General features: G+C 58.7%; 8 protein-coding genes. 6 read left to right on the top strand and 2 right to left on the bottom strand.

All coding sequences use genetic code 11. The annotated features are described in order from the left end of the window. Window positions 1-24 precede the first annotated feature (24 nt). The 6 genes from FEE99_RS05625 (at window position 25) to FEE99_RS05600 (ending at window position 6531) form a co-directional block, all read left to right on the top strand. The gene (locus FEE99_RS05625; RefSeq protein WP_041477468.1) at window positions 25-1266 is read left to right on the top strand and encodes an SfnB family sulfur acquisition oxidoreductase; all 1242 of its coding nucleotides are present in this window, start codon (window positions 25-27) and stop codon (window positions 1264-1266) included. A 27-nt stretch (window positions 1267-1293) separates the two neighbouring features. Then, entirely contained in the window at window positions 1294-2487 is a 1194-nt protein-coding gene (locus tag FEE99_RS05620) for an SfnB family sulfur acquisition oxidoreductase (RefSeq protein WP_041477467.1), read from the top strand. Beyond that, the gene (locus FEE99_RS05615; RefSeq protein WP_052392140.1) at window positions 2487-3878 is read left to right on the top strand and encodes an LLM class flavin-dependent oxidoreductase; all 1392 of its coding nucleotides are present in this window, start codon (window positions 2487-2489) and stop codon (window positions 3876-3878) included. Before FEE99_RS05620 ends, FEE99_RS05615 begins: the two co-directional genes overlap by 1 nt. Window positions 3879-3963: 85 nt before the next feature. Continuing rightward, window positions 3964-4773 (top strand): MetQ/NlpA family ABC transporter substrate-binding protein, encoded by an 810-nt coding sequence (locus FEE99_RS05610; protein ID WP_041477466.1) that lies wholly within the window; start codon window positions 3964-3966, stop codon window positions 4771-4773. Window positions 4774-4775: 2 nt separating this feature from the next. Continuing rightward, window positions 4776-5897, top strand: coding sequence for a methionine ABC transporter ATP-binding protein (locus FEE99_RS05605; protein WP_041477465.1), 1122 nt, complete (start codon window positions 4776-4778; stop codon window positions 5895-5897). Then, window positions 5887-6531 (top strand): methionine ABC transporter permease, encoded by a 645-nt coding sequence (locus tag FEE99_RS05600; RefSeq protein WP_016772208.1) that lies wholly within the window; start codon window positions 5887-5889, stop codon window positions 6529-6531. The genes FEE99_RS05605 and FEE99_RS05600 overlap by 11 nt, the downstream gene beginning before the upstream one ends. Window positions 6532-6608: 77 nt before the next feature. On the opposite strand, the gene FEE99_RS05595 is transcribed toward FEE99_RS05600, so the two are convergent. Together FEE99_RS05595 and FEE99_RS05590 are read right to left on the bottom strand one after the other, a co-directional pair. After that, window positions 6609-9416: an RHS repeat domain-containing protein gene (locus tag FEE99_RS05595; RefSeq protein ID WP_064361050.1), complete on the bottom strand. Its 2808-nt coding sequence runs from the start codon at window positions 9414-9416 to the stop codon at window positions 6609-6611. Window positions 9417-9525: 109 nt separating this feature from the next. Next, entirely contained in the window at window positions 9526-12396 is a 2871-nt protein-coding gene (locus FEE99_RS05590) for an RHS repeat domain-containing protein (RefSeq protein WP_237143804.1), read from the bottom strand. Window positions 12397-12708: the final 312 nt, after the last annotated feature.

The raw sequence follows: 12708 nt of genomic DNA, 5'->3' as shown, positions 1-12708 counted from the left end.
GCGTGCAGCCAGGGAGCGGCATTGATGTCCAGTCTGGCAGATGCGAATCTGCAGTCCGATCTGGACATCGCCCCACTGTTGTTGCCCGCGCAAGTACTGCGCAACGACGCTCAAGCCATCAAGGCCGCCCACGAGCTGGCGCAAGCCGCCCGTGTGCAAGCGGCCAAACGTGACCGTCAGCGCAAGCTGCCGTGGTCGGAAATCGAACAGTTCACCCGCAGCGGTCTGGGCAGCATTGCCATCCCGCGCGAATACGGTGGCCCGCAGGTTTCCTTCGTCACATTGGCCGAAGTATTCGCGATCATTTCTGCCGCCGACCCGGCGCTCGGACAGATTCCGCAAAACCAGTTCGGCATCATCCATCTGGTGCTCGGCACCGCCACCCAAGCGCAGAAAAAGCAGCTGTTCCAGAGTGTTCTGGAAGGCTGGCGCATCGGCAATGCCGGCCCGGAACGCGGCACGAAAAACACCCTGGAACTGAAGGCGCGAATCAGTGCAGATGGCGACGACTACGTGATCAACGGCCAGAAGTTCTATTCCACCGGCGCCCTGTTCGCCCACTGGGTCGCGGTGAAAGCGCTCAACGATGAAGGCAAGCAAGTGCTGGCCTTCGTCCGTCGCGGCACGCCAGGTTTGCGCATCGTCGATGACTGGTCGGGCTTCGGTCAGCGTACCACCGCCAGCGGCACGATCCTGCTGAACAACGTGCGCGTCGAGTCGAGCCTGGTTATCGACAACTGGAAGATCAACGATAAGCCGAACACCCAAGGCGCAGTGTCGCAGCTGATTCAAGCGGCCATCGACGCCGGCATCGCCCGTGGCGCCATCGACGACGCCATCGACTTCGTCAAAACCCGCGCACGGCCATGGATCGACGCCAAGGTCGAGCGCGCCAGCGATGACCTCTACGTGATCGCCGATATCGGCAAACTGAAAATCGAACTGCACGCCGCCGAAGCGCTGCTGCGCAAGGCCGGGCAAGTGCTCGATGAAGTCCACGCCGCGCCGCTGACTGCCGAATCCGCCGCACGCGCTTCGATCGCCGTGGCCGAAGCAAAAGTGCTGACCACCGAGATTTCGCTGCTGGCCAGCGAAAAGCTCTTCGAACTGGCCGGCAGCCGCGCGACCCTCGCCGAATTCAATCTCGACCGCCACTGGCGCAACGCCCGCGTGCACACCCTGCACGACCCGGTGCGCTGGAAATATCACGCAGTCGGCGCCTATCGCCTGAACGGCACTTTGCCGGCTCGCCATTCCTGGATCTGAGACGACCAGTCATCTGGAGAACCCCCTATGACGCTTTCCCATCACGTCGCGCTCATCACCAGCGATGAGCAAGCCCTGATCGTCGCCAGCGACCTGGCCGAAGATTTCAAACGCGACAGCGCGATCCGCGACCGCGAACGCCGCCTGCCATTGGCCGAGCTCGAAGTGTTTTCCCGCTCCGGCCTGTGGGGCATCAGCGTGCCGAAAGAATATGGCGGCGCTGGCGTATCCAACGTCACCCTGGCCAAAGTCATCGCCCTGATCGCGCAGGCCGACGGTTCACTCGGGCAAATTCCGCAGAACCATTTCTACGCACTGGAAGTGCTGCGCGTGAATGGCAGCGATGAACAGAAACAGCGTCTGTACGCCGAGGTCCTCGCCGGTCAACGCTTCGGCAATGCGCTGGCGGAACTGGGCACCAAAACCGCTCACGACCGCGTCACCCGTCTCACCCGCGACGGCGCTGGTTATCGCATTAACGGGCGCAAGTTCTACTCGACCGGGGCGATTTACGCGCAGCGCATTCCGACGTCGGTGGTCGATGAAAACGGCGTACAGCAACTGGCCTTCGTCCCGCGCGAGAGCAAGGGCCTGACGGTGATCGACGACTGGAGCGGCTTCGGCCAGCGCACCACTGGCAGTGGCTCGGTGGTGTTCGAAGATGTGTATGTAGCGGCTGAAGATGTGCTGCCGTTCCAGAGCGCTTTCGAACGCCCGACCACGGTCGGCCCGCTGGCGCAGATTCTCCACGCCGCCATCGACACCGGCATTGCCCGCGCCGCTTACGAAGATGCCTTGCATTTCGTGCGCAGCAAAACCCGTCCGTGGATCGATTCCGGCAACGACAAGGCCACCGAAGATCCGCTGACATTGAAGAGCTTCGGCCACTTGAGCATTCGGCTGCACGCCACCGAAGCCTTGCTCGAACGCGCGGGCGAAATCCTCGATGCCGCGCAAGCCGAAACCAACGCCGAAACCGTCGCCGCCGCATCGATCGCGGTTGCCGAAGCGCGGGCGATCAGTACGGAAATTTCCCTCGCCGCCGGCAGCACCTTGTTCGAACTGGCCGGCAGCCAGGCGACGCTGAGTGAACACGGCCTCGACCGGCACTGGCGCAACGCGCGCGTGCACACGCTGCACGACCCGGTGCGCTGGAAATATCACGCCGTGGGCAATTACTACCTCAACGATGAAAACCCTCCGCTGCGAGGGACGATCTGATGAGCGCTGCGAAAAAGAAGATTCTGCTCAACGCGTTCAACATGAACTGCATCGGCCACATCAATCACGGCCTGTGGACGCATCCGCGCGACACTTCGACCCGCTACAACACGATCGAATACTGGACCGAACTGGCGCAGTTGCTTGAGCGTGGATTGTTCGATGGCTTGTTCATCGCTGACATTGTCGGCGTCTACGACGTCTACCAGAACTCGGTGGACGTCACGCTGAAAGAGTCGATCCAGTTGCCGGTCAACGATCCGCTGCTACTGGTTTCAGCGATGGCTGCTGTAACCAGAAACCTCGGCTTCGGCCTGACCGCCAATCTCACTTACGAGCCGCCGTATCTGTTCGCCCGGCGCATGTCGACGCTCGATCATTTGAGTCGCGGCCGGGTCGGCTGGAACATCGTCACCGGTTATCTGGACAGCGCCGCCAAAGCCATGGGCCTGCGCGAACAGGTCGAACATGACCGCCGCTACGACCAGGCCGAAGAATATCTGCAGGTCTTGTACAAGCTCTGGGAAGGCAGTTGGGAGAACGGCGCGGTGCTCAACGACCGCGAGCAGCGCATCTACGCCAACCCGGACAAAGTGCACAAGGTCGAGCACAAGGGTGAGTTCTATCAGGTCGAGGGTTATCACCTCTGCGAGCCGTCACCGCAGCGCACGCCAGTGCTGTTTCAGGCCGGTAGCTCCGATCGCGGCTTGCTCTTCGCCGGGCGTCATGCCGAGTGCGTATTCATCAGCGGCCAGAACAAACCATCGACCAAAGTGCAGGTCGACAAGGTCCGTGCCAGCGCCGTCGAAGCCGGGCGCAATCCTCAAGACATCAAGGTGTTCATGGGCCTCAATGTGATCGTCGGCGCCACCGAAGAAGCGGCGTGGGCCAAGCATGCTGAGTACCTGAGCTACGCCAGCGCCGAGGCCGGCGTGGCGCATTTTTCCGCCTCCACCGGCATCGACTTTGCCCAATACGAAATCGATGAGCCGATCCAGTACGTGAAGAGCAATGCGATTCAGTCGGCGACGAAAAACCTGCAAAACAACGACTGGACCCGGCGCAAATTGCTCGACCAGCACGCCCTCGGTGGTCGTTACATCACCGTGGTCGGCTCGCCCGAGCAAGTGGCGGATGAACTCGAATCGTGGATTGCCGAAACCGGTCTGGACGGCTTCAACCTGACCCGCATCGTCACCCCGGAAAGCTATGTCGATTTCATCGAACTGGTGATTCCCGAGTTGCAGCGGCGCGGCTCGTACAAGACTGCGTATGACAGCGGCAGCTTGCGCGAGAAATTGTTTCACGGTGAGGCTCAGTTGCCTGAGCAACACAGCGGATCTTCGTACAGGCATCAGAAGCTTCGCGAGCAGGCTCGCTCCCACATTTGAAATGCGTGCCCCTGTGGGAGCGAGCCTGCTCGCGAAGAGGCCCTCCCCGACAGCAAAAATTCATGCACTGACTGGAAAAACCATCATGACCAAGAAAACCCTGTCCCACCCAGTCAAAGCACTGGCCTTGGCCTTCGGCCTGTTCAGCTCGGCGGTGTTTGCTGCCGATGCGCCGCTGAAAATCGGCACCACCGCCGCTTTTGCCATCCCGCTGGAAGCCGCCGTCGAGGAAGCCTCCAAACAAGGCCTGAAAGTCGAACTGGTGGAATTCACCGACTGGATCGCGCCCAACGTCAGCCTCGCCGCTGGCGACATCGACGTGAATTACTTCCAGCACATCCCGTTCCTGGAAAACGCCAAAGCCGCGTCCGGTTTCGATCTGGTGCCATTCGCTCCTGGGATCATTAACAACGTCGGTCTGTATTCGAAGAAATACAAAAGTTTCGATGAACTGCCCGAAGGCGCCAGCGTCGCCATCGCCAACGACCCGATCAACAGCGGACGCGGTTTGCAATTGCTCGCCAAGGCCGGATTGATCACCCTGAAACCGGGCGTCGGTTACAAGGCCACCGAGGACGACATCGTCGCCAATCCGAAGAAGATCAGGATCCTTCAGGTCGAAGCCGTGCAGCTGGTGCGCGCGTACGACGACGCCGACCTGGTTCAGGGTTACCCGGCCTATATCCGCCTGGCGAAGACCTTCGATGCCGGCTCGGCGCTGCTGTTCGACGGTCTCGATCACAAGGAATACGTGATCCAGTTCGTCATCCAGCCGAAGAGCAAAACCGACCCGCGCCTGATCAAGTTCGTCGACATCTATCAGCATTCGCCGGCCGTTCGCGCGGCACTGGACAAGGCCCACGGCAAGCTCTATCAGGCCGGCTGGGAAAGCTGAACATGACTGCGGCGATCCAACGGCGACTGGAGCTTCCAGAGCCACACAATGCTGAAAAAACCGAGCTGCACCCCGAGTTGAATCGCGCCCACGTACGCTTTATTGGCGTGGGCAAAACCTACAACGGCCGGCAAGGACCGGTCGCGGCCTTGCAGGGCATCGACCTGGCGATTCAGCGTGGTGAAGTGTTCGGCATCATCGGCCGCAGCGGCGCCGGCAAGTCGTCGCTGATCCGCACGATCAATCGCCTGGAACAGCCAACGTCGGGGCGGGTGCTGATCGATCAGGTCGACATTGGCGAGTTCGATGAAGACCGCCTCGTCGCTCTGCGCCGGCGTATCGGCATGATCTTCCAGCACTTCAATCTGATGTCGGCCAAGAACGTCTGGCAGAACGTCGAGTTGCCACTGAAAGTCGCCGGCGTGCCGAAGGAACAGCGCGACAACAAGGTGCGCGAACTGCTCGAACTGGTCGGCCTGCAAAGCAAGCACAAGGCCTACCCGGCACAACTCTCCGGCGGGCAGAAGCAGCGTGTCGGCATCGCCCGCGCGCTGGTGCATGACCCGGACATTCTGCTCTGCGATGAAGCGACATCGGCACTCGATCCGGAGACCACGCAGTCGATCCTCGGCCTGTTGCGCGAGATCAACAAACGCCTCGGCCTGACCATTGTGCTGATCACTCACGAAATGGCAGTGATCCGCGACATCTGCGATCGCGTCGTCGTGCTTGAGCATGGCCATGCGGTCGAGCAAGGGCCGGTGTGGCAAGTGTTCGGCAATCCGCAACACGAGGTCAGCCAGACCTTGCTCGCGCCGCTGCAACACGCCTTGCCGGAAGAATTGCAGAGCCGTTTGCTGACGCAATCAACGGCTTCAAATGCAGCGGTGGTGTTGCGTTTGCAGTTCACCGGCAGTGCCGCTGATGAGCCGGATCTGGCTGCATTATTTGCGGCATTGGGTGGCCGAGTGAAGCTGCTTCAGGGCGGCGTGGAAAGGATTCAGGGTCATGCGCTGGGGCAGCTTTTACTGGCCGTCAGCGGCTCGGCGTTCAGCGCTGAGCAATTGCGCGAACGCGCCGGGCAATGGGCGCAACGAGTGGAGGTATTGGGCTATGTGGTTTGATCGCTTGCTGCAGGGTTTTATCGACACCTTCCTGATGGTTGGCGTGTCGTCGTTGATCGCGCTGCTGGCGGGGATTCCCATGGCGGTGATTCTGGTCACCAGTGACAAGGGCGGGATCTATGAGGCGCCGCTGTTGAACCGTGCGCTGGGCGCCTTCGTCAACCTGTTCCGCTCGATCCCGTTCCTGATTCTGATGGTTGCGCTGATTCCGTTCACCCGCCTGATCGTCGGCACAACTTACGGTGTATGGGCCGCTGTGGTGCCGCTGACGATTGCCGCAACGCCCTTCTTCGCGCGGATCGCCGAAGTGAGTCTGCGCGAGGTCGATCATGGTCTGATCGAAGCCGCGCAGGCCATGGGTTGCCGGCGCTGGCATATCGTCTGGCATGTGCTGCTGCCCGAGGCGCTGCCGGGGATTGTCGGCGGTTTCACCATCACCCTGGTGACGATGATCAATTCGTCGGCCATGGCTGGGGCAATTGGTGCTGGTGGGCTGGGGGATATCGCTTACCGCTACGGTTATCAGCGCTTCGACAGCCAGATCATGTTGACGGTGATCGTCCTGCTAGTGGCGCTGGTGGCGGTGATTCAATTAGGTGGGGATCGGTTGGCTCGGGGGTTGAACAAGCGGTGAAGCAGACTCTTTGCTTCCGATGGCTGGGACGCCAGCGCCCACCATCGGATGCGAACTGGTGGCGCTACTGTGAGTGTTCACCCGACATAACCTGGAGTAATCGAATTTTTTTTCAGAAAAGCCCGGGTATTTCCCTGATCAAGCGTGTTTTCCATGTTTTCTCTTGTCTGAAAAATCAGACTCGTCATGTCTTTCCACTTCACGCTGTTATGAGATTGCCACTCCACATACTCATCAGGCGAAGCCAGATCCGTTTCGACACCCGACATAATCCTTGTCAATACTTGCCACGTTTTGGATTGCATTTTGTGAAACACTGGATACAGATTTCCAAATGAAGCCAGATTATTGATTGAAGGCTTCAGATCAAAGCTGTCGACTCCGGTCAACGTCATATATTTACGTGACTCATCCTTCAGATGGAAGGCAGCAGCCCCATAGGCTGAAGCGCCACCCGCGCTGGCCAGACCGGAAGAGAGTTTCAAAGCCCCATAAACAGGCCTGAAATCCCCATTGAATTTCGGATGATCTAGCGAGCCATACTCTTTTATTATTCTGGAAGGGGAATGAGCATAGTCAAACATGCCCATTTCGAAACCATCCCGGATCTCCGTTGCAAAACCCGGTTTAACCCCCTGATGCCACATATTCATGAGGCCATCACCTTCTAGATCAGGGATGCTTTCCGGATTGATATTGAAAGTCAGTTTCGCCCTGGATATGACATCAACAGCGGCTTCCAGCAATTCATCCGCAGCCACATCGCTCTGGATGCGCGCCAGCTTTTTAATTTTGCCAATGGCAGAACTCTTATCCGTGTCCTTTCTAGCCATGATGCTGGGGAGCAAATGCAATTTGAAATGGGCCCTGCGCGCATGCTCCGCGTCACTTTCGCCGCTCAAAACGCTACTCAAACCTCTGACCGTCCCCTGTTCATCAACGAAAATCAGCGGACTATTTCCTAGCATTGCGTAAAGATTGATTCCATCGATATCTCGGCCAGGATCGGGACTTGTCCAGCGTTGTAACCACGGCGCGTAATAACGATATCCATAATAGTAAAGACCGGTCGCATCCCGCTCTTTGCCTGAGTAGCGAATCGTTTTGTTTTTCACCGCCAATGAATTCTTACCCGCCCAGCACGCCGTGCCACCAAACGGGTAATAGTGCTCCTGAGTCAAAATCCCCGCACCATCATCCAATTCCAGCGTGCTGGAACCAAGGTGATCATTGAGGCTGTAACGCAGTTGGTCGCTTTCCACCCCGCTTGGCCAGTGCAGCAGTCGTACCTGATTGCGCCCGGTGTCGACACTGAAGACATGTCGCTCGACACCATCGACTTCGCGATGAATCTCAAGCCCCGGCAGATAACGAACTTCTACCGTCAGCTTCTGACCGGACGCTTGGCTGACAGTCGTTTTACGCAACCGATGCCCCGGCTCGTCGTAGCCATAACATTCGTAGTCATCGCTTTCATTCGGACGTTTCAGCAACACAACCCGGCTCAACTCATTGCGTACGTTCCAGCACATGGCCTGACCACGTTGCAACTCCAACTGATTACCCGCCAGATCAAATCCCAGCGCTATCTCCGCTTCCCCGGGCAAGGAACCATCGTCGCGCTGCATCAGGCTTCGGTTGTTGCGATGGGAGGTGTACATCGAAAAACCCGGCGCACCGCTGTGATGGCGAGTGATGAGGTTGCCCGCTGCGTCGTAGTCGAATTTCTGCGTGTAGTTGCGCCGTTGATTAGGATCCAGCGGCGTTGGCAGCAGCTCCGGCAAGGCCGGGCCATGACTGGGCTGGCTGACTTCCCAGCCGCTGGCCTCGACCAGTTGATAAAGGCTGTCGTAGCGATACCGACTGACCGGATCGATGCGCTGATTGTTGAGCCAGGACACGGCTTGGGTTTTATCTTCCAGGCTGATGATGTTGCCCACCGGATCGTAGACGTAATTCAGATCCTGCAACGGAGGGTGCGTGCCGACACTGGCGAGCAGTCTCAGCAACCGGCCGTCATCGCGGCTGTATTCGGCGCGGGCGATGACGCCGTTGCCGGCCGTTTCGCTTTCGATCTGACCCTGCGCGTTGTAGCGAATCGCGCTGACCAGGCACTTCGGCTGCCTGCCCTCGCCGGCCTGCAACAGCCAGGTCGCGCAAGCTTGCCCGGCGATGTTGTAATGCTGGGTCCGAAGGTTGCCTACCGCGTCGGTGTGATGCTGCAACTCGCCGGTTGGAGTGAAAGTCTGCCGGGTGACGTAGGTTGTTTCCTCGAGATAGTCATCCCGCCGGTCGGGTTCGAGCGACCAGTCAGGCGTCTCGAGCTCGATCAAAAAGCGTCGCGACTCCACCATCACTGCGCCAGCGAGGCCGTAGCCATCGAAATGCCGATTGCCGGCCGGGTCGTCGTGGCGGATTGGTCGACCGCACTGGTTGTGCTGCGCGTGATCATCGGTGGCTTTTGCATAGGTCCAGCGCTCGACCACGTGAGGCTGCCCGTCGTGCGCCTGCTCGGTGAGGGCTAGCGGTCGCTGCAGATCATCGTATTGGCGGTGACTCTGACTGCCCCGCGCATCCCAGCCAGAACACATCGAGCCCGCTTCATTCAACAGCCGCACCTGCCAACCGGCGTCGACGCTGTCTGTGAGTAACTCTTGACCGCTCAACGCGTAGATCGTGGCCAGATTCTGTTTGGGCGCAACGCCGTACAAACGCGGATCCCACGACGCTACCTGACGCCCCGCCTCATCAAAGATCTGCCGGGTGATGCGCGATTCGATGTCGGCTTTATCCGGGTGTCGGCAATAGGCAACGCTGCGAACCACCAGTGCGCGCGGGTCAATGACCGACAAGGTCGGAGTGGTGGTGTCATGACGAGTGCCCATTTGGAGTGAGTCCTTGGCATCTTTGATACCAAGACTGTGCTTATTCTGGTCGAGTCGCTACTGTAAAAACTAACAGGTCAACCTCTTTCAATGACTCAACCGCCAGGATTCAGGAAAACCATTTTTTGAAAAATCCCTGTTTGTGGGGCTTTTCGTAATAAGCGATGAAGTTGGCGATGGATCGGACGGATGATCCTTCTTCAGGCCTTCTGTAAAGCAATTCGTCGTGTGTTCCAACCACGCCGATTCCCGCCGAATGACCACCATCAAGATTCACCGACCATCCACCAGCACCGTTTATCCCCTCGAGCCTGGCCATTACCCTGGACCATTCGGGCATCGTATAGCCAGTCGCTGTGTCGCTGCGCCCGGTACTGCCGCCCCATGCCAAACGCGTACGCTGCCCGTTATCTGTTCCGCAGGGCAAACTGATGCCGGAGCGGATGTTAGGTGAACCTGCATGACCCAGTTTGCCCGGCTGATTGTTCTTCGGGTCAAAGAGAAATTTGGTGAGACCCAAATGGCTTTCCGGGAAGACCGCTTCCCCACCTTGCGAAAGCACAGGCCCGGATTCAATCCTCGATCCATCTCTCATTCGAACTGTCACGAAATGCTTTCGATAGTCTGAAGGCACCGGGGCGTAAATCTGACTTTTACCGCCGATCTTGCTTGGGCCAATCGGTGCAAACGGCGAAACGTTACTGCTAGCCTGATTCCGCATATTGAAGAAACCGCCGTTGATATAGGCAACGGCACCCGCGCTCGGGATAGCTGCTTGCGCCTTGATATCCTCTCCCGACGCCGTGCTCAGACGAAAACCTGTCTCGGCGCCCGCTACTTTGCTTCGCAATGTCGGATCAATCGACAAGTAGGCAAGGCTTCTATTGCCTACGATCGGACGAGTCAAATTCATTCCCATCCGATTGAACAATTCATTACCGCCGACAATATCGACTGCCACAATTCCCCGGGCCACTGTGCGTACCCAGACACCGTCTCTTGACGCCACTATTCCCGCATAAGCTCTGCGCCAACGATCCTGCGCATCGCTGCCCTTCAGACCGTCGGAATCGACAGCGCTTGTCGGATTGTTTGCGACCATTGCGTACAGATTCAACCCGTCCCCTTGCGGATCCGCACTTATCCATCGCTGTAGCCAAGGCGCGTAATATCGATAGCCGTAGTAATAAAGTCCCGTCGCGTCTCGCTCCTTGCCAGAATATCGGACGGTTTTGTATGTCGCCGCCTGCGCATTTCTGCCAGCCCAGCAGGCTGTTCCTCCAAAGGGATAATACTGCTCCAGTGTCAGAACACAGCCTTCATCATCCAGCTCCACAGTAGAGGAGCCAATGAGATCGTCATAGCCGAAACGCAGTTGATCCGGGTTTCTGGCGCAAGGCCAGTGCAATAGTTTTATCGAAGCTCGACCGACTCCGGTTTCGATCACTTGATACTCTTCACCTCCGGCACGTCGGTGCAATTGGAGACCGGGAAGATAGCGAACCTCGCTATCCAGAATTCGAACCGCAGTCTGTCGGATAAACACTTTGCGCGAACGATGTCCGGAAATGTCATAACTAAAGCATTCGTAATCGTCGACCTCTGCCTCGCGTTGAACCAGCACTACGCGGCTCAGCTCATTGCGCACGTTCCACGTCATGGCCTGTCCGCGCTGCAGCTCAAGCTGATTACCCGCCGCATCAAATCCCAGCGCTATCTCCGCTTCCCCGGGCAAGGAACCATCGTCGCGCTGCATCAGGCTTCGGTTGTTGCGATGGGAGGTGTACATCGAAAAACCCGGCGCACCGCTGTGATGGCGAGTGATGAGGTTGCCCGCTGCGTCGTAGTCGAATTTCTGCGTGTAGTTGCGCCGTTGATTAGGATCCAGCGGCGTAGGCAGCAGCTCCGGCAAGGCCGGGCCATGACTGGGCTGGCTGACTTCCCAGCCGCTGGCCTCGACCAGTTGATAAAGGCTGTCGTAGCGATACCGACTGACCGGATCGATGCGCTGATTGTTGAGCCAGGACACGGCTTGAGTCTTGTCTTCCAGGCTGACGATGTTGCCCACCGGATCGTAGACGTAATTCAGATCCTGCAACGGAGGATGCGTGCCGACACTGGCGAGCAGTCTCAGCAACCGACCGTCATCGCGGCTGTATTCGGCGCGGGCGATGACGCCGTTGCCGGCCGTTTCGCTTTCGATCTGACCCTGCGCGTTGTAGCGAATGGCGCTGACCAGGCACTTCGGCTGCCTGCCCTCGCCGGCCTGCAACAGCCAGGTCGCGCAAGCTTGTCCGGCGATGTTGTAATGCTGGGTCCGGAGGTTGCCTACCGCGTCGGTGTGATGCTGCAACTCGCCGGTTGGAATGAACGTCTGCCGGGTGACGTAGGTTGTTTCCTCGAGATAGTCATCCCGCCGGTCGGGTTCGAGCGGCCAGTCAGGCGTCTCGAGTTCGATCAAAAAGCGTCGCGACTCCACCACCACTGCGCCAGCGAGGCCGTAGCCATCGAAATGCCGATTGCCGGCCGGGTCGTCGTGGCGGATTGGTCGACCGCACTGGTTGTGCTGCGCGTGATCATCGGTGGCTTTTGCATAGGTCCAGCGCTCGACCACGTGAGGCTGCCCTTCGTGCGCCTGCTCGGTGAGGGCTAGCGGTCGCTGCAGATCATCGTATTGGCGGTGACTCTGACTGCCCCGGGCATCCCAGCCAGAACACATCGAGCCCGCTTCATTCAACAGCCGCACCTGCCAACCGGCGTCGACGCTGTCTGTGAGTAACGCTTGACCGCTCAACGCGTAGATCGTGGCCAGATTCGGTTTGGGCGCAACGCCGTACAAACGCGGATCCCACGACGCTACTTGACGGCCTGCCTCATCAAAGATCTGCCGGGTGATGCGCGATTCGATGTCGGCTTTATCCGGGTGTCGGCAATAGGCAACGCTGCGAACCACCAGTGCGCGCGGGTCAATGACCGACAAGGTCGGAGTGGCGGTGTCATGGCGGGTATTCACGGCTACGCGAGTCCCTGATGTCTATACGCTGAGACTGAACCAGTTTTCTCCATCCCGATACTGTAAGAACTACCAGTTGCATTCAGGTTTGCGCACCCATGCGGTCATTCAGACAGGCTGGCGCGAGGACTGAATAAGCGCTAAGGTCGATGGCGGCAGGTGGCCATCAATCAGGCCCTTGTGATCGCGATATCTTAGGCAACGCCCTTCGCAAAAATCAGATGCTTCCTACACCACTTTTGTCGTTTCGCCAGCCCGAACCACGCGGGTTTGCAGGAC

The sequence above is a fragment of the Pseudomonas sp. ef1 genome (genome assembly GCF_007293365.2).
Taxonomy (GTDB): domain Bacteria; phylum Pseudomonadota; class Gammaproteobacteria; order Pseudomonadales; family Pseudomonadaceae; genus Aquipseudomonas; species Aquipseudomonas siliginis.
This window is presented reverse-complemented; position numbering and strand designations above follow the sequence as displayed.

Coding starts and splice junctions, on each gene's coding strand:
- FEE99_RS05625 (WP_041477468.1), top strand. CDS start 25: ATGTCCAGTCTGGCAGATGCGAATCTGCAGTCCGATCTGGACATCGCC.
- FEE99_RS05620 (WP_041477467.1), top strand. CDS start 1,294: ATGACGCTTTCCCATCACGTCGCGCTCATCACCAGCGATGAGCAAGCC.
- FEE99_RS05615 (WP_052392140.1), top strand. CDS start 2,487: ATGAGCGCTGCGAAAAAGAAGATTCTGCTCAACGCGTTCAACATGAAC.
- FEE99_RS05610 (WP_041477466.1), top strand. CDS start 3,964: ATGACCAAGAAAACCCTGTCCCACCCAGTCAAAGCACTGGCCTTGGCC.
- FEE99_RS05605 (WP_041477465.1), top strand. CDS start 4,776: ATGACTGCGGCGATCCAACGGCGACTGGAGCTTCCAGAGCCACACAAT.
- FEE99_RS05600 (WP_016772208.1), top strand. CDS start 5,887: ATGTGGTTTGATCGCTTGCTGCAGGGTTTTATCGACACCTTCCTGATG.
- FEE99_RS05595 (WP_064361050.1), bottom strand. CDS start 9,416: ATGGGCACTCGTCATGACACCACCACTCCGACCTTGTCGGTCATTGAC.